Here is a 21,592-nt window from a genome sequence, read left to right on the forward strand (position 1 = left end):
TGCCACTGCAACCTTGTAATGCGAAGTCCGACTCGTCGGCTTCTCGATACTCTTCGTGGTGGGCAATGAGGCGGGGGGACCTCTCTACAGACAAGGTCAGGAGCAAGTCCTGCCTTTAGGAGCGATCGGTCTCCCCCAGAAAAACATCTTCGTATGTCCGCACCAGTGAGCCTAGATCTCAATTGACTGGTGTGAGGGCAACATACAAGGAGCTGCCGAAGGCTGCGATCTTTTCAGCGGCTCAATATTTATCGAGCGTGCGCAGTTTCTGCGGCAATCCCCACAGCAACAACGCCGCTGCGATCAACGCCGCCACGCCAATGACATACAGCGCCGGCGTGGTGCTGCCGGTGAGATCCTTGATCCGCCCGACCATCACCGGGCTGACGATGCCGCCGAACTGCCCCAGCGTATTGATCACCGCGATCCCGCCCGCCGCACCTGCGCCGGCACCGGCCAGCAACTTCGGTGGCAGCGTCCAGAAGCTCGGAATAGCGGCGATGATGCCGGCGCCTAGCAAGCCGAGGGCGACGATCAGGAACGTGGTGTGATCAGCAAAAATCCCCGCACTGAAGAATCCGATCGCGCCAACCACCACCAACCCCGCGACAAACTTGCGGCGCTCGCCGGTTGCGTCCGACAACCGCCCGATCACGATCATGGTGATCGCACCGCAGATGTACGGAATGGCGGTCAGCAGACCGATCATCACCGGGCTCTCGGTACCGGCGCTGCGGATCAATTGTGGCGCCCAGAAATTCAAGCCGTAAGACGCGACCTGGATCAAAAAGTAGATCAGCCCCAAGGTCAGAAAACCCGGAATCCGTAGCGCCGCCAGCAACGAACCGCCGCTCTTGTGCGGTTCGTGATGGGCAATGCGGCTGGACAGCAATTTTTTCTCGTCAGCGGTCAGCCAGTGCGCGTCCTCGATGCGATCCTTGAGCAGCATCAGCACCAGAAACCCGAGGCCGATGCATGGCAGACCACCGAGCAGAAACAGCCAATGCCAGCCGCGCATTTGCAGAACGCCGTCGAGGTGTTCCAGCACCAGCCCGGAGAACGGTGCGCCGACCAGACCGGCAAACGCCGAGGCCAGAAACAGCATCGAAGTGATGCGTCCACGGAAGTGCTGCGGGAACCACAGTGTCAGGTAATACAACACGCCCGGGGCGAAACCGGCTTCCATCGCGCCGATCAAAAAGCGCAGCGCGTAGAACTGCCATTCGCTGGTGACGAAGACCATCAGCGCCGTCGCCACGCCCCACGACATCATGATCCGCGCGATCCAGCGGCGCGCGCCGACCTTGTAGAGCATCATGTTGCTCGGCACTTCGAACAGCACGTAACCGACCACGAACAGCCCGGCACCGAGGCCGTAAGCGGTGTCGCTCAGACTCAGGTCGGCTTGTAGCTGGAACTTGGCGAAGCTGATGTTGATGCGGTCGAAAAAGGCGAACAGGTAGCAGACCATGATCAACGGCATCAGGCGCCAGGCGACTTTGCTGACCAGGGCTTTTTCGGCGTCGTGATCGACAGACGAGCTCGCGCCCGCCTCCATTACATTGAGGCTCATAGCTTTTCTCCAGGCGGACTGCCGGTGGGCGTCCGATTGTTTTTGTTGTCTGGTTATGACGCTGTTCCTGTAGGAGCCGAGCTTGCTCGCGAAGGCGTCAGGGCAGTCGCATCACTGCTGAATGACACACCGCGTTCGCGAGCAAGCTTTGCTCCTACAGAGGGAGATTCAGGTGGGGATCGGGTGCAGGTCGCAATTGCGCCCGGCCTTGGCCAGTTGGCCGGGGACTTCGTGGCCGAGGAGATCCGGCAATCCGCGCGAGAGCGTCAACAGCAGCGGCAAGTCGATGCCGGTGTGAATGCCGATCTCATCGCACAAATTCACCAAGTCCTCAGTGCAAATATTGCCCGACGCCCCGGGTGCAAACGGACAACCACCGAGACCGCCCAGCGCCGCATCAAATCGCCGCGCTCCTGCCTCGTAAGCCGCCAGCACATTGCACAACCCCAAACCCCGGGTGTTATGGAAATGCAGGGTCAGATCCGCGGCCGAAAGCCGCTGCAAAACCCGCCGTACCAAGCGATCCACCTGACGCGGATTAGCCATGCCAGTGGTGTCGGCGAGGGTGATGCCTTGAATGCCGATCTCCTGATAAGCGTCGACAATCTGCAACACGCGATCCTCGTCAATCTTGCCTTCGAACGGGCAACCGAACGTCGTCGCGATACTGCTGTTGAGCCGCACACCCGAGCCATCGGCAAAAGCAACAATGTCGGCAAACGCCGCCAGCGAATCCTCGCAACGCATGCGCATGTTGGCGAGGTTGTGGCTCTGACTGGCGGACATCACCAGATTCAGCTCATCTGCGCCCGCCTTCAATGCGCGCTGCGCGCCTTTGAGATTGGGGATCAGCGCGACGTAAATCACCCCCGGTTGACGCTGAATGCCTTGGAACACCTGCTCGCCATCACGCAGCGCCGGAATGGCTTTCGGCGACACGAACGAACCCGCTTCGATGCGGCTGAAACCCGCCAGCGACAGTTGATCGATCAGCGCGATTTTGTCGACGGTTTCCACCCACGTCGGCTCGATCTGCAAGCCGTCGCGAGGCGAGACTTCCTGGACGATCAAGGTTTGCGAATAGTCGGAAATCATTGCACTACTCCCTGGCTTTTCAGGCGTTCGATGTCGAGTTCAGTCAGGCCGAGACCGGCGAGAATACCGTCGGTGTGCTGGCCGAGGGTCGGCCCAGACCAGTTCACGCCGCCGGGGGTTTCCGAGAGTTTCGGCACGATGCCGGGCATCTTCACGGTTGCGCCGCCGGGCAGTTCGGCGTCGAGCAGCATGCCGCGCGCCTGATAGTGCGGATCGGCGACGATGTCGGCCACCGAATAGATGCGCCCGGCCGGGACTTCGGCAGCTTCGAGGGCGGCGAGCACGTCGTTGATCGGCAGGCTGCTCGTCCAGTGAGTGATCGCGGCGTCGAGCATGCCACTCTTGGCCGCACGGCCGTCGTTGTGGGCGAATTCTTCGGCGTCAGCCAGATCATCGCGACCGATGGTTTGCATCAAACGCTTGTAGATCGGATCGCTGTTGCCGGCGATCACCACGTAAGCGCCGTCAGCCGTAAGGTACGTGTTGGACGGTGCGATGCCCGGCAACGCGCCGCCGCTGCGTTCGCGAACGTGGCCGAGCATGTCGTATTCCGGCACCAGACTTTCCATGACGTTGAACACGCTTTCGGCCAGCGACACATCGACGATCTGGCCACCGCCCTGCCCGGTTTTGACCCGCAGCAGCGACATCAACGCGCCGATCACCGCGTGCAAGGATGCCAGCGAATCGCCGAGGCTCACGCCCACTCGCGCCGGTGGCGAACCGGGGGTGCCGGTGGTGTAGCGGATGCCGCCCATCGCCTCGCCAATCGCGCCGAAACCGGGGCGATCACGGTAGGGGCCGGTCTGGCCGTAACCGGAAATACGCACGAGGGTGAGGTTGGGGTTGAGCGCGTGGAGTACGTCCCAGCCCAGGCCGAGTTTTTCCAGCGCGCCGGGGCGCAGGTTTTCGATGATCACGTCGGCGTCGGTCGCCAGTTGCTTGACCAGTTCGATGCCTTCCGGGGATTTCAGATTGAGCGCCAGCGACTGCTTATTGCGCGATTGCAGGTACCACCACAGCGACGTGCCTTCGTGCAGCTTGCGCCATTTGCGCAGCGGGTCGCCCTGACCCATGGCTTCGATCTTGATCACCTCGGCGCCGAACTCGGCGAGCATGCGCGCGGCAAACGGCGCGGCGATCAGGGTGCCGATTTCGATCACTTTGATCGCACTCAGGGGGGCAGTCATCGCGGGGTACCTCTTGTTCTTGGAATATGCCGGCAAGACTAGAGGTGCGATGGTGGAAGAATCCAACCTTCGTTCGGCAAAGGGCGTTCGCGAAATGCGAACGCACCGCCCCTGTAGGAGCTGCCGAAGGCTGCGATCTTTTGATCTTGCTCTTAAAACAACAGATCAAAAGATCGCAGCCTTCGGCAGCTCCTACAGGGGGGTATCTGCGACACAAATGATAGGCATATCAGCCTCGCAAATGCTCAAACAACAACCGGCTCACCGGCGACAACCCCGCCTCATCGCGCACCACCACAATCAACGCGCGATCCGACCAGTCATCGGTCAACGGCACCGCGTGCAGCCCCAGCGCCTGACCAAACAACTCATACGCCCGCTGCGGCAAAATTCCGATGCCCATGTTGGCCTGCACCATCCGGCACACCGCATCAAACCCCGGCACATGAATGCGAATGCGCAGCACCTTGCCCGCCTGCCGCGCCGCCGCGTGGGTGCGCATGTTGATCGAACTGGCCGCGTGCAACCCGACGTAATCACTGTCCAGCGTTTCGGCAAAAGCCACCGATTCACGCGCGGCCAACGGATGCTCCGGCAGCATCACCACCACCAGTTTGTCCTCGCGGTACAACACGCTGTGCAGGCCCTTGATGTCGCTGTCGTTGGAGCAAATACCGAGATCCGCGACGCCATCGAGCACGCCCTGAATCACCCCGGCACTGGGCCGTTCTTCAAGGTCAGTCTTGACCTGCGCATGCCGCGCGGAAAAGTCGCGCAAGTCTTCCGGCAGAAACTGAATGATCGCCGACAGGTTCGCCAGCATGCGCACATAGCCGCGCACACCGTGGCTGTGCTCGCCCAGTTCCAGGCCCATCTTCTCGACGTTAAACAACATCTGCCGCGCATGGTGCAGCAGCGTTTCCCCCGCCGGCGTCAGCGTCATGCCCTTGGCCTGGCGCACGAACAGGCTGATGCCCAGCGCCTCTTCCAATTCCATCAAGCGCTTGCTCGCCGCCGACACCGCAATGGCTTCGCGCGCGGCGGCGCGGGTCAGCGTGCCCTCTTCATGCACGGCGACAAACAGTTGCAGGGTGATCAGGTCGAGGCGGCGAATCAGGCTTTTTTGCAGCATGGAAGTCTCGCTGGCGGGGACATTCGAGTCGGCAGGATAGCCCGGTTTTCGTTGAAGTCAGACATGTGATTAATCCGCCGACGTTCGTGGCTTCGCCCTACAAACAAAACTCTGTTGCCTCTCAGGATTCGCGGAATCGGCCTATTTTTGTCCGACTTTTCGCTCTGTAAAGTCTGGCAACACACACAAATTGCAACACCCCATGGATCGCTACGCTCAAGGAATGTCGCCTGTGAATCTTCCGTTGCACACCCCGAATCTGTATTCCAATTTTCGCAAGATCATTGCCCTCGCCGACTACGATTGGGACATCGCCGAACAGGGCAAAGTCGCCGGTCTCAATGTCGAAGTAAAAAGCCCCAACCACCTGCTCGATCAGTACGGGCGTGAATTCCATCACTTCTGCACGACCTCTTATCTCGGGCTCGATCACCACCCGGCCCTGCTCGAAGGCGCCATCGCCGCCCTGCGTGAAACCGGCAGCTTGCGTGTCGCCAACTCGAAAAATCGCTGCAAACTGGCGATTCTCGAGCAGTACGAAAACGAGCTGTCGCAACTCTTTGATACGGTCTGTCTGAGCACTTTGTCTTGCAGCGCCGCCAGCGCGGGGATCCTGCCGTTGCTGGCCAGCGGCATCTTCACCGAAGGTCAGCCGCCGGTGATGGTCTTCGACCGCCACGCGCACTACTCGATGAATCATTTGAAAGCCGCGTGCGCCGATGAAACCCGCGTGGTCACCGCGCCGCACAACGACATGGATTTTCTCGAACGCGCCTGCCAGCAACATGGCCGCGTGGCGTATGTCGCCGATGGCGCGTACAGCATGGGCGGCGTCGCCAACATGGAAGGTCTGTTGTATCTGAAGGATCGCTACGGGCTGTTTCTGTATCTGGATGATTCCCATGCGTTGTCCGCGGTCGGTCAGCACGGCGCCGGCCTGGTGCGGCCGCGGGTGGCGGCGCTGGAAGAGGATTGTCTGATCGTCGCGTCGCTGGCCAAGTCGTTTGGCGCCAGCGGTGGTTTGGTGATGCTGGGCAATGAGCGGCAGAAAACCCTGATCCAGCGTTACGGCGGGCCGAGCAACTGGTCGCAGAGTCTCAACTGCGCGGCGATTGGTGCCGGCAGAGCGTCGATCCGCCTGCATCGCAGCGCTGAATTCGCCGCGCTGCAAAGCAACCTTCAGGCTAATATCCGCCTCTTCGACAGCCTGATCAGCACCGATCAATGCCACAGCAACATGGCCATCCGCTTGATCAAATGCGGGCAGGCGGCGGTGGCCAATCAAGTGGCCAGCGAATTGGCCGAACAGGGATTTTTCACCAGTGCGGTGTTTTTTCCGGTGGTTGCACAAGGCAAGGCAGCCATCCGCATTACGCTGCGCGCCGACATGCCGCCAGCACTGATCCGCCGCTTCTGTGAACTGATCACCGAGCTGTTGCGCACCCACCGTTGTGATCTCGACGACTGAAAACAGGGACGAATCATGAACGCCAGCGTCACTCTCCTGATCACCTGTAGCACGGTTTTTCTCGCCCAGTTGGGCATGAGTATTTATTTGCCGGCGCTGCCGGAAATCGCCCGCTATCTGGCGGCGGATCCTGCGCAGGTGTCGTGGGGCTTGTCGCTGTACCTGATCGGCATGGCGCTGCCGATGTTGTTCTGGGGCAGTCTGGCCCAGCGCATCGGCCGCAAACCGGTGTTGCTGGCGGCGCTGGCGATTTACGGCCTGGCCAATCTGGCCTTGCCGCTGGGTTCGACGCTTGAGTGGTTTTTGCTGCTGCGACTGCTGCAAGGCGTCGGCGCCAGCGGTATTTCGGTGATGGCGCGGGTGCTGATCCGCGACAGCTTTCGCGGCGATCTGCTGGCCAAGGCGTTGTCGTGGATTTCGATCTCGTTCGTAGTGGCGCTGGGCATCGGCCAATACCTGGGCTCGATCATCGAGGTGACGCTGGGCTGGCAGGCGATTTTCTACCTGCTCGGCGTGGTCTGCCTGGTGATGGCGCTGATCGTTTCGCGGGTGGCTTTCCCTGCTCTCGCTGACGAACCGGTCAGCGCTTCATCGTGGTCGGCTTATCGGCTGATTCTGCTGCATCGGGCATTTCTTTTGCCGGCGCTGGCCGGTGGTTTGGGCTACGGCGTGATCATCGCCTTCAACACCGCAGCGCCGCTGGTTTTGCAGGGGCCGTTCGCCTGGTCGACGGTGGATTACGGTTTGCTCGGCTGGCCAATCAGCGCGGCGTATTTTCTGGGTGCGCTGGCGGTCAATCACTTCGTGTTGCGCACCGGTCAGGCGTGGTTGATGACCGTTGGCGTCGGTCTGGTGCTGGCCGGTAGCGGCGTGATGTTGCTGGGCAGTCTGGCGGCCAGTTCCATCGCGCTACTGTTTTGGCTGCCGTATTGCGTGGCGGTGTTCGGGCAGTCGTTGAACTACCCGATCAGCCTGTCACGCGCCAACGATGGCGCGCCGATTGCCGGTGCATATGCGATGGCGCTGAGTGGCTTCATTCATCAATTGATGGCGGCGATCATTGGCGCGATGGCCAGTCTGATCGCCAGTCCACAGGCTTGGCCATTGTCGCTGCTGTGTACGTTGCTGGCCGTCGGCGCGATGCTTTGCGTGAAGTTCGCGCCGGGGGATGGCAAGCGTTAGAAGGCGTTGCGGAAGATTTCCTCGATTTGCCGTTGATCCGCCGCGCGCGGGTTGGTAATGCCGCAAGCGTCTTTCAGTGCATTGGTGGCGAGGATCGGGATGTCGCTGAGTTTGGCGCCGAGTTCGCGCAGACCGCTCGGGATGTCGACGTCTTTGGCCAAGGTGCGGATCGCGGTGATCGCCGCTTGCGCGCCCTCCTCGGCGCTGAAACCACGAATGTCAGCACCCATGGCGTGGGCGACATCGGTCAGGCGATCGGCGCAGACCAGCGCGTTGAAGGTCTGCACATGCGGCAGCAACACGGCGTTGCACACGCCGTGGGGCAAGTCGTAGAAACCGCCCAACTGGTGCGCCATCGCATGCACAAAACCGAGCGAGGCGTTGTTGAAAGCCATGCCGGCGAGGAACTGCGCGTAGGCCATGTTCTCCCGCGCGGCGAGATCTGTGCCGTCGCGCACGGCCAGGCGCAGGTTGTTGCTGATCAGGGTGATTGCTTTCAACGCGCAGGCGTCGGTGATCGGGTTGGCGGCGGTCGAAACGTAAGCCTCGATGGCGTGGGTCAATGCGTCCATGCCGGTGGCGGCGGTCAGGCTTTTGGGCATGGCGACCATCAGTTCCGGGTCGTTGACCGACAGCAGCGGCGTGACATTGCGGTCGACGATGGCCATTTTCACGTGACGCGATTCGTCGGTAATGATGCAGAAACGGGTCATCTCGCTGGCGGTGCCGGCGGTGGTGTTGATCGCGATCAGCGGCAGTTGTGGCTTGCTCGATTGATCAACACCTTCGTAATCACGGATTTCCCCGCCGTTGGTCGCACACAAGGCAATGCCCTTGGCGCAGTCGTGGGGCGAACCGCCGCCCAGCGACACGACGAAATCGCAGCGGGTCTCCTTGAGCAAACCCAGCCCGGATTCGACATTGGCGATGCTCGGGTTCGGTTTGGCGCCGTCGAAAATCACCGAATCGATGTCCTGCATCGCCAGCTTCTCGGCAACCATCGTCGCCACACCGGCCTTGGCCAGACCCACGTCGGTGACGATCAGCGCTTTGCGAAAACCGTAGTTGCGGATCGCGACCATGGCTTCGTCGAGGCAGCCGTTGCCCATGATGTTTACCGCCGGAATGAAAAAGGTGCTGGTCATGCGCGCGTCTCCTGACAGGGGCCGAATCGACTGCTCCGATTCAGCGGATAAGCACAGCATCGACCGATCGGTCAGCGCCGATGTTGATCTGGCTCAATGCCCGCTCGTGATAAAGTCGCCGCCCATCAGCCCCTATGTTTTGAGACCGCCTACGCAATGACCGATTTTCTGGATGTCGACGCCAGCCTTGAAGACTGGAACACCCTGCGCGCCGCGACCGAGTTCAACGGCCTGCTGGTGGGCAATGGCGCCAGCCGCGCGGTGTGGGACGATTTCGGCTACGACTCGCTGTTCGAAAACGCCCGCACCGTGGAGGAGAAACCGCTGAGTGCGTCGGAACTGGCGGTGTTCGACGCTATGCAGACGCGCAGTTTCGAGCAGGTGCTCGGCGCGCTGAAAACCACCAGCCGGGTCAACAAGGCGCTGGCCGTCAGCTCCGCCGCCCCGCGCAATCGCTACTACGCGATCAAGGAAGCCCTGATCAACACGGTGCACGCCGTGCACATTCCGTGGCGACTGGTGAAAGCCTCGACGCTGGCGACTTTGAATGAAGAACTGGCGCGCTATCGCACAGTGTTCACCACCAATTACGACTTGCTCAACTACTGGGCGCTGCAACACCAAAGCGATGCCATCGACGACCTGTTCAACGGCGCCAACGCGAGTTTCGATCTGGCCGAAAGCGCCACTGACAAACCGCGTCTGCTGTACCTGCACGGTGGCCTGCACCTGGTGCGAAATCAGGACGGCACCGCGCGCAAACTGACCTCGACCGAAGGCACGCTGCTCGGCAGCTTCGCGATCAACAATACGATCAAGACGCTGGATGACGTGCCGCTGTTCGTCACCGAAGGGCCGAGTGCGGACAAGCTCAAAACCATTCGCAGTTCGGATTATCTGTCGTTCTGTTATGAGCAATTGCTCGGGCATGGCGACAGTTTGTGCATCTTTGGCCACGCGTTGGCCGAGCAGGATGCGCACATTGTGCGGGCGCTGCGCTTGGCGAAACCGAAGAATGTGGCGATCTCGATCTATCCGCGCAGTGCGGCGTTTGTGCAGCACCAGAAGCGGCACTACGCGCAGGTGTTTGACGGGACGGGGGCTGAGTTGCGGTTTTTTGATGCGAAGACGCATGCGCTGGGCAGTCCGAAATTGTCGGTGCCGGTCGAGGTTTGAAGCAAGATCAAAAGATCGCAGCCTTCGGCAGCTCCTACAGTTAGAATGCGTTCTCCTGTAGGAGCTGCCGAAGGCTGCGATCTTTTGATTTCAGGGTTCATTCCTCAGCGCTGTGCACCACCACCAGCAACTGCGCCTGCACCTCCCCTACCGACCGGATTCGGTGCGGTTTCTGTGCATTGAAGTGCAGCGCATCGCCGCGTTGCAGCAGCACTTTCTCGTTCATGAAATCCACTTCAACTTGCCCTTCGTGAACGAACAAAAACTCCTCGCCCAGATGCTCCTTGAAGGTCTTGTCGCTGAATTCGCTCGGCGGATAGATGATGAACGGCAGCAAATTGCGCTCGCTGACCTGATGCGCCAGCACCGCATAACCCGGGCTCTGATCATTCGCCGCCAGTGACTGCCGCTCGTGGCTGCGCACCAGGCTGTAGCTGTCGAGGCTGACGTTGTCTTCCGAGAACAATTCCTCGACCTTCACGTTCAGCGCTTTCGCCAGCTTCAACGCGGCAGCAATCGACGGGGTATTCAGCCCGCGCTCGACTTTCGACAGATAACTCTTGGTCATGCCGGATTTTTCGGCCAATGCCTCAAGGGTTACGCCAAGTTTTTTTCTCAATAATTTCAAACGGATAGACATGCGCAGCGGTTATTCCATGAAGGAAGCGACGATTTGTGCTTGCCAATGACACTTTGTGTCATATAGCCTCTTTCGTGTCATTTGCAATCACCCAAAGGACACAGACATGGCCAAGACATTAGCATTACCCAAAGACCAACTGGTCAAGCAAGCGCTGACCCAGATGCAAAAAAGCCTTGCGGATAATACGTGGACAGACCGGCAAAAGCTGGCTTTGACTTGCCGGATTCTTTTCGAAAACGGTCACGACTCCGGCCTGGCCGGACAAATCACTGCCCGTGGCCCGCAGCCCGGCACCTATTACACTCAGCAACTGGGCCTGGGTTTCGACGAAATCACCGCGAGCAATCTGCTGCTGGTCAACGAGGATCTGGAGGTTCTCGAAGGTCACGGCATGGCCAACCCGGCCAACCGTTTTCACAGCTGGGTGTACCGCGCTCGCCCGGACGTGAACTGCATCATCCACACCCACCCGACGCACGTTGCCGCGCTGTCGATGCTGGAAGTGCCGCTGCAGATTTCCCACATGGATCTGTGCCCGCTGTACGACGACTGCGCGTTTCTCGAAGGCTGGCCGGGCGTGCCGGTGGGCAATGAAGAAGGCGAGTTGATCGCCGGTGCGCTGGGCGACAAACGCGCGATTGTGCTTTCGCACCACGGTCAGCTGTCGACCGGCACGACGATTGAAGAGGCGTGTGTCATCGCCCAATTGATCGAACGCGCGGCGAAGTTGCAGCTACTGGCGATGGCGGCAGGCACGATCAAACCGATCATCCCCGCGCTGGGCCGCGAAGCCCATGACTGGATCGCCAAGCCGAAACGCCACGCCGCCGCCTTCAACTATTACGCTCGGCAGAACCTGCGCCAACACGCCGATTGCCTGAACTGAAACCTCATTACGGAGACGCTCCCATGTCCAACATTCACGGCATCATCGGCTACACCATCACCCCGTTCAGCGCCAATGGCGAAGGGCTCGATCTGCCAGCACTCGGCCAATCGATCGACCGCCTGATCGCCAGCGGCGTCCACGCCATCGCACCATTGGGCAGCACCGGCGAAGGCGCGTACCTGAGCGATGCGGAGTGGGATCAAGTCGCCGAATTCAGTATCAAGCACGTGGCCAAACGTGTGCCGACCATCGTCAGCGTGTCCGACCTGACCACCGCCAAAGCCGTGCGCCGCGCACGCTTCGCCGAAGCCCATGGCGCCGACGTGGTGATGGTGCTGCCGGCCTCGTACTGGAAACTCACCGAAGCGGAAATCCTCGCCCACTACCGCGCGATTGGCGAGAGCATCGGCGTGCCGATCATGCTCTACAACAACCCGGCCACCAGCGGCACCGACATGTCGGTCGAGCTGATTCTGCGCATCGTCAATGCCGTGGAAAACGTGACCATGGTCAAGGAGAGCACCGGCGACATCCAGCGCATGCACAAGCTGCAATTGCTCGGCGAAGGTCAGGTGCCGTTTTACAACGGCTGCAATCCACTAGCGCTGGAAGCGTTCGCGGCCGGGGCGAAGGGCTGGTGCACGGCAGCGCCGAACCTGATTCCGCAGTTGAATCTGGATCTGTATGAAGCAGCGATGGCGGGCGATCTGGATCGCGCGCGGGATCTGTTTTATCGCCAGTTGCCGCTGCTGGACTTCATTCTGAAGGGCGGCTTGCCGGCGACGATCAAGGCCGGGTTACGCCAGACCGGGCTGGAGGTGGGTGATCCACGCCTGCCGGTATTTGCATTGAGCGCGGCAGGCCAGACCCAACTACAAACAATCCTGAAAACCCTGCGCTGATCCCCCGGCAATCAAAACCCCTGTAGGAGCTGCGGCACGCTGCGATCTTTTGATTTTGATCTTCTAAAAATCAAGATCAAAAGATCGCAGCGTGCCGCAGCTCCTACAGGGGATGTGTGCGACGGGGCAGAGCCAAATGCACCATCCTGAACGCCTACGCTGATCTCTCGAAAAACGCAAAACCCCGTAGGAGCAAGGCTTGCCCGCGAAGAGGCCCTATCCTTCAACATTGATGTTGAGAGATACACCGCCATCGCGGGCAAGCCTTGCTCCTACAAGTGCCAGGTATCGAGGGTTATAGGACTGGCAGGGTTTTGTCCTTGATGGCTTTTGTCGGCCCGTTCGCCTTGACGCTGGCGATGCCTTTGTCGCACGCCGCATCCGATGAATACGCCTCGCTGCTGCCAATAATCTGATGGTTGGCCGCCTTGAGGTTGAAGTACGGATGGCCGTCCTTCGTCGATTTTTTCTCGTAACGGTCATCCAGCGCGCTGTTGGTTTGCACCGAGGCGATGCCGCCTTCGGCTGCCGCGCGAGTGGTGTACAACTCGCTGGTCAGGATCGTTTCGGCGTTCGCCGCTTTCAGGACGAACCTGAACTGGCCGTTGCTGCTTTTACTCAACTCGTACCATCCGGACATGTCGCTGCTCCTGGGCAATTAAGAGATTTCGCGCTTCAGAGTAAAGACCAGCCAAGCGTATCTGTCGCCCATACCGGCCCCATCGCGGGCAAGCCCGCTCCCACAGGGTTCGAGGCACACACGATACCTGTGGGAGCTGGCTTGCCAGCGATAGGGTCAACCCGGTCTGGACTATTTCACTTGCGCCCGCACCACCGATAATTCCGGAACCACCCCCCGCCGCTGACTCAAATACCGCGTACAACTCACCCGCAAGAACGACGCAAAATTCACCACCTCCCCGCGATAATCCATCACCTCTTCATACAGCTTGGCGATCAATTGGTTGGTGGTCATGCCGTCGACCTCGGCGATCTCGCTGAGGATGTCCCAGAACTGATTCTCCAGACGCAACGTCGTCACCACGCCGCAGATGCGCAGCGAGCGCGAGCGTGATTCGTAGAGAATCGGGTCGGCCTTGACGTAGAGCTCGCACATCGGCGAATCCTCGTTACAGGGTGATTTTAGTGCCGAGCAAGCCGAGGAAACCGGCCAGCCAGTTCGGGTGCGCCGGCCATGCCGGGGCTGTGGCCAGATTGCCTTGAACGTGGCCATCCGTCACGGCGATGTCGATGTACGTACCGCCCGCCAGTCGCACTTCCGGGGCGCAGGCCGGATAGGCGCTGCATTCGCGACCTTCGAGCACGCCGGCCGCTGCCAGCAACTGAGCACCGTGGCAGACGGCAGCGATCGGTTTGCCAGCCTTGTCGAAGGCGCGCACCAGGTCGAGGACTTTTTCGTTGAGACGCAGGTATTCCGGGGCACGACCGCCGGGGATCAGCAGCGCGTCGTAATCGCCTTCGCTGACCTTGGCGAAGTCGAAGTTGAGGGCGAACAGGTGACCGGGTTTTTCGCTGTAAGTCTGGTCGCCTTCGAAGTCATGGATCGCAGTGCGTACGGTGCCGCCGGATGGCTTGTCCGGGCACACGGCGTGGACGGTATGCCCGACCATGTGCAGGGCCTGGAACGGCACCATCACTTCGTAGTCTTCGACGTAATCGCCAACCAGCATCAGAATCTTTTTCGCGGCCATGGGGAGGACTCCTCTGGGAAATGCTTGGGAGTGTTCAAGGTAGACCTATTCGACAGTGACGGGTAACAACGGGCTACTACTGTAGGAGCTGCCGAAGGCTGCGATCTTTTGATCTTGCCGTTAAAAACAAAATCAAAAGATCGCAGCCTTCGGCAGCTCCTACGTTGCGGGGATTACCCGCAACTGTACGGATAAGTAAGTGCCTAGCTGTAACAGCCACAAGCCCCCGGTTTATGGCTTGATGAGGTCATTCCCAATTCTCTACGATTCTGGTCTCCCCTCATGTCCTCGCGCGAAAACACCGGCATGGCCCTCGGCCTGCTCGGCGTGGTGATTTTCAGCCTCACCCTGCCCTTCACCCGCATCGTGGTGCAGGAACTGCATCCGCTGCTCAACGGCTTGGGCCGCGCGTTGTTCGCGGCGATTCCGGCGGCGATGCTGTTGTTGTGGCGCCGCGAAAAGTGGCCAACGTGGCAGCAAGTCAAAGGCCTGAGCCTGGTGATCGCCGGGGTAATTCTCGGTTTCCCGGTGTTGTCGGCGTGGGCCATGCAAACGCTGCCGGCGTCGCACGGGGCATTGGTCAACGGTTTGCAGCCGCTGTGCGTGGCGCTGTATGCCGCGTGGCTGTCTCATGAGCGTCCGTCAAAAGCCTTCTGGGCCTGCGCCGCGTTGGGCAGTGCGTTGGTGCTCGGTTACGCGTTGTACACCGGGGCAGGGAGTATTCAGGCGGGGGATTTGCTGATGCTCGGCGCGATTGCCGTGGGTGGGCTGGGCTATGCCGAAGGCGGCCGGTTGGCCAAGGAGATGGGCGGCTGGCAGGTGATCTGCTGGGCCCTGGTGCTGTCGACGCCGTTGTTGATCGGGCCGGTGGTTTACTTGGCGCTGCAACATCACGGCGCAGTGTCGGCCAAGGCTTGGTGGGCGTTTGGCTATGTCGCGCTGTTTTCGCAGTTTCTTGGATTCTTTGCCTGGTACGCCGGACTGGCGATGGGCGGGATCGCTCGGGTCAGTCAGATCCAGTTGTTGCAGATCTTCTTCACCATCGCGTTTTCGGCGCTGTTCTTTGGCGAGCATGTCGAGCCGATTACCTGGGTGTTTGCGTGTGGTGTCATCGCAACGGTCATGCTCGGCCGCAAAACCACGGTGCAACCGGCCCGCATTGCCACCGTATGAACGGTTGAACGGTTGAACGGTTGATTATGTAGGAGCTGCCGAAGGCTGCGATCTTTTGATTTTGTTTTTAAGATCAAAAGATCGCAGCCTTCGGCAGCTCCTACAGGGTGTGTATTCCAAGGCAATAATCGTCAGGGTGTGTGTCCCCAGGCAATGATCGTCGAGGTGTGTATTCCAAAGCAGATGGCCGTCAGGAGAGGTAACCGTCGGCGCGCAGCAGGGTTTCCAGGCAGTGTTCGCTGATGTGGTAGAACGCTTTCAATTCCTCAATCTTTACCAACAGCTGAGCCGGATCGACCGGCTCGGCGCGTTTAACCGCGAGAATCATCTTGTTCTTGTTGGTGTGATCGAGCGAGATGAACTCGAACACCTTGGTCTCGTAACCACAGGCTTCCAGGAACAGCGCACGCAGACTGTCGGTAACCATTTCCGCCTGCTGACCGAGGTGCAAACCGTATTGCAGCATCGGCTTGAGCAGCGCCGGGCTCTGGATTTGCAGGCGGATCTGTTTGTGGCAGCACGGCGAGCACATGATGATCGACGCGCCGGAGCGGATGCCGGTGTGGATCGCGTAGTCAGTGGCGATGTCGCAGGCATGCAAAGCGATCATCACGTCCAGTTCGCTCGGCGCCACGCTGCGCACGTCACCGCACTTGAACACCAGCCCCGGATGATCAAGCTTCGCCGCGGCGGCGTTGCACAGGTTGACCATTTCTTCGCGCAACTCGACGCCGGTGACTTCGCCCTCGGCCTTCAAGGTGTTGCGCAGGTAATCGTGAATCGCGAAGGTTAGATAGCCCTTGCCCGAGCCGAAATCCGCGACGCGCACCGGTTTGTCCAGCGCCAGCGGCGAGGTGGTTAGCGCATGGCTGAACACTTCGATGAATTTGTTGATCTGCTTCCACTTGCGCGACATCGCCGGGATCAGCTCTTGCTGCGCGTTGGTCACGCCCAAGTCCTTGAGGAACGGTCGGCTCAACTCAAGAAAGCGGTTTTTCTCACGGTTGTGCTCGGCGGACGGTGCTTCACGCAATTGCTGAGGTTTGCTCTTGAACAGCGAACTCTTGCCCTTTTTGCTGTATTCGAGCTGAGCTTCGTCAGTCACGGCGAGTAAATGCGCATTTTTGAACGAGGCCGGCAACAGCGCGGCAATCGTCGCCACGCCTTCGCTCAGCGGCAGGTTTTTGGTGATGTCGCGGGTTTTGTAGCGATAGACGAAGGACAGGTTCGGCTGCGCTTTGACGGTGACCGCTTTGATGATGACCCGCTGCAGCTCCGCCTCTTCACCGACGTACTTGGCCAGCACCAGTTTGATGAAGCCGTTCTGCTCGAGGCTGGTTTGCAGCAGCTCGATGAACTGGGCGTGGTGATCGGGCGCGGGCTGGGTGGACGGGGCGGTAACGGACATGAAAAAGCGGCCTCGGACGGGCGAAATCGGGAATGGCGGGTATTTTAGGGGGGATGGGGGTTGGGGACACGCTCTTATTTACCGAACGGCACAAATCATGAGATCGCAGCCTTCGGCAGCTCCTACAGAGGCCAATGTAGGAGCTGCCGAAGGCTGCGATCTTTTGATCTAGGCCAACACCACTAACCGATTCGGCAATTCGTTCCTCACCTGCGTCACCGGCACATGCACTTTGAGCAATTCCCCACACGCCTCAATGCACGTCACAAACCCTTCCAGCGTGCGCCCCTGCCGCACCTGCTCGGTAAACGCCGCGACAATCACATCCCAGCTCTTGTTATCCAGCCGCGTGGAAATCCCCTCATCAACCAGAATCTCCACATAGCGCTCCGCTTCACAGACAAAAATCAGCATCCCGGTGCTGCCCACCGTGTGATGCAGGTTCTGTTCGAGAAACTGCCGTCGCGCCAGGTTCGACGCCCGCCAGTGGCGCACGCGACGCGGGATCAAATGCGTGGTGATTTTCGGCAAACGAAACAGCAGGCACAGCACGATAAACGCGCCCCACTGTACCAACAGCAGGCTGTGCATGGTCAGCCAGCCGGTCAGGTAGTGCACGACGCCCGGCACCACCAGCGCCAGCAAACTCGCCCACAGCAGCGGGATGTACGCGTAGTCGTCGGCGCGGGCGGCCAGCACTGTCACCAGTTCGGCGTCGGTGTCGCGCTCGACCCGGGCGATCGCTTCGGCGACTTTGCGTTGTTCGTGTTCGGTCAGTAATGCCATGTTGAAAAGTGCCTGCTCATTATTCTTTTAATGTCACCAGCCGCCGGACGATCCACCGCCGCCGAAACTGCCCCCGCCGCCGCTGAAGCCCCCGCCTCCACCGCCGCCACCAAAACCTCCACCGCCAAAGCCGCCGCCTCCGCCACCTCCGCCCCGGCCGGCGGGCAGGATACCGAGCATCTGGAAGACAAACACGGTCAGGATGAACAACATCAGCAAAAATACGAACAAACCGGGATGCCGCGAGATGAAATCATCGGACGGATCACCGCTCGATTCATACACCGTCGACGGCTCGTCCAGCGGATTGCCGCCGAGCACCACCAGCATCGCCGCGACGCCGTCGCTGATGCCTTTGCTGAAATTGCCGGTCTTGAACGCGGGCGTGATGACTTGATGGATGATCACTGACAACTGCGCATCGGTCAGCCGATCCTCCAGACCATAACCGACTTCGATGCGCAGTTTGCGCTCGTCACGGGCGACGATCAGCAGCGCGCCGTTGTTTTTGTCCTTCTGGCCGATGCCCCAGTGCCGGCCGAGCTGAACGCCGAAATCCTCGATGGTGGTGCCCTGCAGATCCGGCACAGTGACGACGACCAATTGCTCGCCGGTCGCCTGCTCGTGGGCCTGCAACTGCTGGCCCAGTTGCGCGCGCACCGACGGCTCGATCATCTGCGCTTCGTCCACCACCCGCCCGCTCAGCGCCGGGAACGTCAACTCGGCCCGGGCGCTGAGGGCGAATACCCACAACAGCACCACCAGCCCCATCTTCAACACACGCATCTATTACCCCCACCAATCCTTGTAGGAGCTGCCGCAGGCTGCGATCTTTTGATCTTGTTCTTACGGTCAAAATCAAAAGATCGCAGCCTTCGGCAGCTCCTACACAGGTGTGTTTTCAGAATTTGACCTGGGGTGCCTTATCGGCATCCGGCGTGGTGGCTTCGAAGGTTTCGCGGATTGGCAGGTCGCTGTACATCACGCTGTGCCAGAGGCGACCGGGGAAGGTGCGGATTTCGGTGTTGTATTTCTGCACCGCCAGAATGAAATCGCGGCGCGCCACGGCGATGCGGTTTTCCGTGCCCTCAAGTTGCGATTGCAGGGCGAGGAAGTTCTGGTTGGCCTTCAGATCCGGATAGCGCTCGGAGACCACCATCAACCGGCTCAACGCACCGGTCAGTTGATCCTGCGCCTGCTGGAACTGCTTGAGCTTCTCGGGATTGTCGAGGGTGCTGGCGTCGACCTGAATCGACGTGGCTTTCGCCCGCGCTTCGATTACGGCGGTCAGGGTTTCCTCTTCATGCTTGGCGTAACCCTTCACCGTTTCCACCAGATTGGGGATCAGGTCGGCACGCCGCTGGTACTGGTTCTGCACTTGCCCCCACGCGGCTTTGGCCTGTTCGTCGAGGGTCGGGATATTGTTGATGCCGCACGCGGTCAACAGCGTGGCCAGCATCAGCAGGGTGACGACCTGCAAACGCGAGCGATTGGTTGGGCTTACATTCATCGCAGTGATGCTCCTTGGCACATTTCATTATAAAAACCGAGCGCGAAACACTCTGCGCCGGCTCTTGGGGCATAATCGGCCGCGCCGCTGGATTACGACGCGCCAATGGGCTAAAAAGTGCCCTGCGCGATCACGCTGCCGCAGTGTCGGCTGTCGTTTTTGGCTCTGGTTTTTTGAGCCTGCACCCGAACAACAATAGTCGCTCCCTAAATTTTGGCTGGCCGGCGTTGCATCGCCGCTTGGGCCCTTGAGAAAAACATTCATGAAGAAACTGTGTTTGCTGGGTCTGTTCGTCAGCCTGGCCAGTCATCAAGTATTGGCCGCCACGACCCCGGTACCCCTGGAAAACAAGGACGCGTTCATCAGCAACCTGATGAAGCAAATGACCCTCGACGAGAAGATCGGCCAGTTGCGCCTGATCAGCATCGGCCCGGAAATGCCTCGTGAGTTGATCCGCAAAGAGATCGCCGCCGGCAACATCGGCGGTACGTTCAACTCGATCACCCGCCCGGAAAACCGCCCGATGCAAGACGCGGCGATGCGCAGCCGTCTGAAGATCCCGATGTTTTTCGCCTACGACGTGATCCACGGTCACCGCACGATTTTCCCGATTCCGCTGGCGCTGGCGTCGAGCTGGGACATGGACGCGATCGGCAAATCCGGCCGCGTGGCTGCCAAAGAAGCCGCCGCCGACAGCCTCGACATCACTTTCGCGCCGATGGTCGACATCTCCCGCGACCCGCGCTGGGGCCGCAGCTCCGAAGGTTTCGGTGAAGACACCTACCTGACCTCGCGCATTGCCGGCGTGATGGTTCGTGCCTATCAGGGCGCCACCCCGAGCGCGGCCGACAGCATCATGGCCAGCGTCAAACACTTCGCCCTGTATGGCGCGGTTGAAGGCGGTCGCGACTACAACACCGTCGACATGAGTCCGGTGAAGATGTACCAGGATTACCTGCCGCCGTACCGCGCCGCGATTGATGCCGGCGCCGGTGGCGTGATGGTTGCGCTGAACTCGATCAACGGCATTCCGGCCACCGCCAACACCTGGCTGATGAACGATCTGCTGCGTCGCGACTGGGGCTTCAAAGGCCTGGCGGTCAGTGACCACGGCGCGATTTTCGAACTGATCAAACATGGCGTCGCCCGCGACGGTCGTGAAGCGGCGAAGCTGGCGATCAAGGCCGGCATCGACATGAGCATGAACGACACCCTCTATGGCAAAGAACTGCCGGGGCTGCTCAAGGCCGGCGAGATCGAACAGAAAGACATCGACAACGCCGTGCGTGAAGTGCTCGCCGCCAAGTACGACATGGGCCTGTTCAAGGATCCGTACCTGCGCATCGGCAAGGCTGAAGACGATCCGGCCGACACCTACGCCGAAAGCCGTCTGCACCGCGCCGAGGCCCGCGACGTCGCGCGTCGCAGCCTGGTGCTGCTGAAGAACCAGAACGAAACTCTGCCACTGAAGAAAGACGCGAAAGTCGCGCTGGTCGGCCCGTTGGCCAAAGCGCCGATCGACATGATGGGCAGTTGGGCAGCGGCGGGTAAACCGACGCAATCGGTCACCCTGTTCGACGGCATGAGCTCGGTCATCGGCAACAAGGCGAACCTGATCTACGCCCGTGGCGCCAACATAACCAGCGACAAGAAGGTGCTGGATTACCTGAACTTCCTCAACTTCGATGCCCCGGAAGTGGTCGATGACCCGCGCCCGGCCAACGTGCTGATCGACGAAGCGGTGAAAGCGGCGAAGGATGCTGACGTGATCGTCGCGGCTGTGGGCGAATCCCGTGGCATGTCCCACGAATCGTCCAGCCGCACCGACCTGAACATCCCGGAAAACCAGCGCGAGCTGATCCGCGCGCTGAAAGCCACCGGCAAACCGCTGGTGCTGGTGTTGATGAACGGCCGCCCGCTGACCATTCTCGAAGAGAACCAATCGGCTGACGCGATTCTGGAAACCTGGTTCAGCGGCACCGAGGGCGGCAACGCCATCGCCGACGTGCTGTTCGGCGACTACAACCCGTCGGGCAAACTGCCGGTAACCTTCCCGCGTTCCGTGGGCCAGATCCCGACCTACTACAACCACCTGAGCATTGGCCGGCCGTTCACGCCGGGCAAACCGGGCAACTACACCTCGCAGTATTTCGATGACACCACCGGGCCGCTGTTCCCGTTCGGTTATGGCCTGAGCTACACCCATTTCGCCCTGAGCGACATGGCGCTGTCGTCGACCACGCTGAACGCCACCGGCAAGCTCGACGCCAGCGTCATGCTGAAAAATACCGGCAAGCGTGACGGCGAAACCGTGGTGCAGTTGTACATTCAGGACGTTACCGGCTCGATGATCCGTCCGGTCAAGGAACTGAAGAACTTCCAGAAAATCATGCTCAAGGCCGGCGAACAGAAAGTCGTGCACTTCACCATCACCGAAGATGACCTGAAGTTCTACAACGCCCAGCTCAAATACGCGGCCGAGCCTGGCAAGTTCAACGTACAGATCGGCCTGGATTCGCAGGACGTCACACAGCAGAGCTTCGAGTTGCTGTAATTTTCAGGCAACACACCTGATCGTTCCCACGCTCTGCGTGGGAATGCCTCAAGG

General features: G+C 60.2%; 20 protein-coding genes. 7 read left to right on the top strand and 13 right to left on the bottom strand.

The genetic code is table 11. The features are described from left to right. Positions 1–241: 241 nt before the first annotated feature. The 4 genes from ACP3TY_RS18525 to ACP3TY_RS18540 all read right to left on the bottom strand — a co-directional run bounded on the left by ACP3TY_RS18525 (position 242) and on the right by ACP3TY_RS18540 (position 4,990). Complete coding sequence (locus ACP3TY_RS18525) at positions 242–1,573, bottom strand: MFS transporter (RefSeq protein ID WP_053117988.1); 1,332 nt, start codon at positions 1,571–1,573, stop codon at positions 242–244. 168 nt (positions 1,574–1,741) lie between these two features. Further along, the gene (locus ACP3TY_RS18530; RefSeq protein WP_426618163.1) at positions 1,742–2,668 is read right to left on the bottom strand and encodes a hydroxymethylglutaryl-CoA lyase; all 927 of its coding nucleotides are present in this window, start codon (positions 2,666–2,668) and stop codon (positions 1,742–1,744) included. Then, a complete protein-coding gene (locus ACP3TY_RS18535) occupies positions 2,665–3,858 on the bottom strand; it encodes a CaiB/BaiF CoA transferase family protein (RefSeq protein WP_053117984.1) in 1,194 nt (397 codons plus the stop codon). The genes ACP3TY_RS18530 and ACP3TY_RS18535 overlap by 4 nt, the downstream gene beginning before the upstream one ends. A 229-nt stretch (positions 3,859–4,087) precedes the next feature. Next, a complete protein-coding gene (locus ACP3TY_RS18540; protein ID WP_053117982.1) occupies positions 4,088–4,990 on the bottom strand; it encodes a LysR family transcriptional regulator in 903 nt (300 codons plus the stop codon). 223 nt (positions 4,991–5,213) lie between these two features. Between ACP3TY_RS18540 and ACP3TY_RS18545 the strand changes: the two genes are divergently transcribed. Together ACP3TY_RS18545 and ACP3TY_RS18550 are read left to right on the top strand one after the other, a co-directional pair. Further along, positions 5,214–6,458, top strand: coding sequence for an aminotransferase class I/II-fold pyridoxal phosphate-dependent enzyme (locus ACP3TY_RS18545; RefSeq protein WP_426618164.1), 1,245 nt, complete (start codon positions 5,214–5,216; stop codon positions 6,456–6,458). A gap of 15 nt (positions 6,459–6,473) precedes the next feature. Then, entirely contained in the window at positions 6,474–7,640 is a 1,167-nt protein-coding gene (locus ACP3TY_RS18550) for an MFS transporter (RefSeq protein WP_426618165.1), read from the top strand. Here ACP3TY_RS18550 and yiaY read toward each other — a convergent pair. Next, on the bottom strand, positions 7,637–8,785 hold the full coding sequence (gene yiaY, locus ACP3TY_RS18555; protein ID WP_426618166.1) for an L-threonine dehydrogenase: 1,149 nt from the start codon (positions 8,783–8,785) through the stop codon (positions 7,637–7,639). The genes ACP3TY_RS18550 and yiaY overlap by 4 nt on opposite strands. Positions 8,786–8,941: 156 nt before the next feature. Between yiaY and ACP3TY_RS18560 the strand changes: the two genes are divergently transcribed. Next, positions 8,942–9,961: a DUF4917 family protein gene (locus ACP3TY_RS18560; protein WP_426618167.1), complete on the top strand. Its 1,020-nt coding sequence runs from the start codon at positions 8,942–8,944 to the stop codon at positions 9,959–9,961. Between the two features lie 97 nt (positions 9,962–10,058). Here the strand turns inward: ACP3TY_RS18560 and ACP3TY_RS18565 are convergent, their stop codons facing one another. Then, complete coding sequence (locus ACP3TY_RS18565; protein WP_008076856.1) at positions 10,059–10,601, bottom strand: helix-turn-helix domain-containing protein; 543 nt, start codon at positions 10,599–10,601, stop codon at positions 10,059–10,061. 106 nt (positions 10,602–10,707) lie between these two features. On the opposite strand from ACP3TY_RS18565, the gene ACP3TY_RS18570 reads away from it, so the two are divergent. Further along, a complete protein-coding gene (locus ACP3TY_RS18570; RefSeq protein ID WP_116254492.1) occupies positions 10,708–11,490 on the top strand; it encodes an aldolase in 783 nt (260 codons plus the stop codon). A 23-nt stretch (positions 11,491–11,513) separates the two neighbouring features. Continuing rightward, on the top strand, positions 11,514–12,395 hold the full coding sequence (locus tag ACP3TY_RS18575) for a dihydrodipicolinate synthase family protein (protein WP_426618168.1): 882 nt from the start codon (positions 11,514–11,516) through the stop codon (positions 12,393–12,395). Between the two features lie 295 nt (positions 12,396–12,690). Here ACP3TY_RS18575 and ACP3TY_RS18580 read toward each other — a convergent pair whose 3' ends face one another. The 3 genes from ACP3TY_RS18580 to ACP3TY_RS18590 form a co-directional block, all read right to left on the bottom strand. After that, positions 12,691–13,035, bottom strand: a complete 345-nt coding sequence (locus tag ACP3TY_RS18580; protein ID WP_159815797.1) for a YegP family protein — start codon at positions 13,033–13,035, stop codon at positions 12,691–12,693. A gap of 171 nt (positions 13,036–13,206) precedes the next feature. Further along, the gene (locus ACP3TY_RS18585) at positions 13,207–13,512 is read right to left on the bottom strand and encodes a ribbon-helix-helix domain-containing protein (protein WP_426618169.1); all 306 of its coding nucleotides are present in this window, start codon (positions 13,510–13,512) and stop codon (positions 13,207–13,209) included. Positions 13,513–13,525: 13 nt separating this feature from the next. Beyond that, positions 13,526–14,107, bottom strand: coding sequence for a DJ-1/PfpI family protein (locus tag ACP3TY_RS18590; RefSeq protein ID WP_426618170.1), 582 nt, complete (start codon positions 14,105–14,107; stop codon positions 13,526–13,528). Positions 14,108–14,389: 282 nt separating this feature from the next. Here ACP3TY_RS18590 and ACP3TY_RS18595 point away from each other — a divergent pair, with 282 nt between their 5' ends. Then, positions 14,390–15,280: a DMT family transporter gene (locus tag ACP3TY_RS18595; RefSeq protein ID WP_212545246.1), complete on the top strand. Its 891-nt coding sequence runs from the start codon at positions 14,390–14,392 to the stop codon at positions 15,278–15,280. Between the two features lie 190 nt (positions 15,281–15,470). Here the strand turns inward: ACP3TY_RS18595 and ACP3TY_RS18600 are convergent, their stop codons facing one another. The 4 genes from ACP3TY_RS18600 to ACP3TY_RS18615 form a co-directional block, all read right to left on the bottom strand. Further along, entirely contained in the window at positions 15,471–16,688 is a 1,218-nt protein-coding gene (locus ACP3TY_RS18600) for a class I SAM-dependent methyltransferase (protein ID WP_426618171.1), read from the bottom strand. A gap of 168 nt (positions 16,689–16,856) precedes the next feature. Beyond that, positions 16,857–17,474 carry a TPM domain-containing protein gene (locus ACP3TY_RS18605; protein ID WP_426618172.1) on the bottom strand — a complete coding sequence of 206 codons (618 nt, stop codon included), beginning with the start codon at positions 17,472–17,474 and terminating at the stop codon, positions 16,857–16,859. A 33-nt stretch (positions 17,475–17,507) separates the two neighbouring features. Continuing rightward, positions 17,508–18,260 carry a TPM domain-containing protein gene (locus ACP3TY_RS18610; protein ID WP_426618173.1) on the bottom strand — a complete coding sequence of 251 codons (753 nt, stop codon included), beginning with the start codon at positions 18,258–18,260 and terminating at the stop codon, positions 17,508–17,510. Between the two features lie 115 nt (positions 18,261–18,375). Beyond that, positions 18,376–18,984: a LemA family protein gene (locus ACP3TY_RS18615; RefSeq protein ID WP_053117924.1), complete on the bottom strand. Its 609-nt coding sequence runs from the start codon at positions 18,982–18,984 to the stop codon at positions 18,376–18,378. 262 nt (positions 18,985–19,246) lie between these two features. Between ACP3TY_RS18615 and bglX the strand changes: the two genes are divergently transcribed. Then, positions 19,247–21,538, top strand: coding sequence for a beta-glucosidase BglX (gene bglX, locus ACP3TY_RS18620; protein ID WP_426618174.1), 2,292 nt, complete (start codon positions 19,247–19,249; stop codon positions 21,536–21,538). Positions 21,539–21,592 lie beyond the last annotated feature (54 nt).

This window comes from Pseudomonas rustica (assembly GCF_049959085.1).
Lineage (GTDB): Bacteria > Pseudomonadota > Gammaproteobacteria > Pseudomonadales > Pseudomonadaceae > Aquipseudomonas > Aquipseudomonas rustica.

Excerpts from the sequence above, each read along its gene's own strand:
- ACP3TY_RS18525 (WP_053117988.1), bottom strand. The coding sequence starts at position 1,573 with ATGAGCCTCAATGTAATGGAGGCGGGCGCGAGCTCGTCTGTCGATCAC.
- ACP3TY_RS18530 (WP_426618163.1), bottom strand. The coding sequence starts at position 2,668 with ATGATTTCCGACTATTCGCAAACCTTGATCGTCCAGGAAGTCTCGCCT.
- ACP3TY_RS18535 (WP_053117984.1), bottom strand. The coding sequence starts at position 3,858 with ATGACTGCCCCCCTGAGTGCGATCAAAGTGATCGAAATCGGCACCCTG.
- ACP3TY_RS18540 (WP_053117982.1), bottom strand. The coding sequence starts at position 4,990 with ATGCTGCAAAAAAGCCTGATTCGCCGCCTCGACCTGATCACCCTGCAA.
- ACP3TY_RS18545 (WP_426618164.1), top strand. The coding sequence starts at position 5,214 with ATGTCGCCTGTGAATCTTCCGTTGCACACCCCGAATCTGTATTCCAAT.
- ACP3TY_RS18550 (WP_426618165.1), top strand. The coding sequence starts at position 6,474 with ATGAACGCCAGCGTCACTCTCCTGATCACCTGTAGCACGGTTTTTCTC.
- yiaY (WP_426618166.1), bottom strand. The coding sequence starts at position 8,785 with ATGACCAGCACCTTTTTCATTCCGGCGGTAAACATCATGGGCAACGGC.
- ACP3TY_RS18560 (WP_426618167.1), top strand. The coding sequence starts at position 8,942 with ATGACCGATTTTCTGGATGTCGACGCCAGCCTTGAAGACTGGAACACC.
- ACP3TY_RS18565 (WP_008076856.1), bottom strand. The coding sequence starts at position 10,601 with ATGTCTATCCGTTTGAAATTATTGAGAAAAAAACTTGGCGTAACCCTT.
- ACP3TY_RS18570 (WP_116254492.1), top strand. The coding sequence starts at position 10,708 with ATGGCCAAGACATTAGCATTACCCAAAGACCAACTGGTCAAGCAAGCG.
- ACP3TY_RS18575 (WP_426618168.1), top strand. The coding sequence starts at position 11,514 with ATGTCCAACATTCACGGCATCATCGGCTACACCATCACCCCGTTCAGC.
- ACP3TY_RS18580 (WP_159815797.1), bottom strand. The coding sequence starts at position 13,035 with ATGTCCGGATGGTACGAGTTGAGTAAAAGCAGCAACGGCCAGTTCAGG.
- ACP3TY_RS18585 (WP_426618169.1), bottom strand. The coding sequence starts at position 13,512 with ATGTGCGAGCTCTACGTCAAGGCCGACCCGATTCTCTACGAATCACGC.
- ACP3TY_RS18590 (WP_426618170.1), bottom strand. The coding sequence starts at position 14,107 with ATGGCCGCGAAAAAGATTCTGATGCTGGTTGGCGATTACGTCGAAGAC.
- ACP3TY_RS18595 (WP_212545246.1), top strand. The coding sequence starts at position 14,390 with ATGTCCTCGCGCGAAAACACCGGCATGGCCCTCGGCCTGCTCGGCGTG.
- ACP3TY_RS18600 (WP_426618171.1), bottom strand. The coding sequence starts at position 16,688 with ATGTCCGTTACCGCCCCGTCCACCCAGCCCGCGCCCGATCACCACGCC.
- ACP3TY_RS18605 (WP_426618172.1), bottom strand. The coding sequence starts at position 17,474 with ATGGCATTACTGACCGAACACGAACAACGCAAAGTCGCCGAAGCGATC.
- ACP3TY_RS18610 (WP_426618173.1), bottom strand. The coding sequence starts at position 18,260 with ATGCGTGTGTTGAAGATGGGGCTGGTGGTGCTGTTGTGGGTATTCGCC.
- ACP3TY_RS18615 (WP_053117924.1), bottom strand. The coding sequence starts at position 18,984 with ATGAATGTAAGCCCAACCAATCGCTCGCGTTTGCAGGTCGTCACCCTG.
- bglX (WP_426618174.1), top strand. The coding sequence starts at position 19,247 with ATGAAGAAACTGTGTTTGCTGGGTCTGTTCGTCAGCCTGGCCAGTCAT.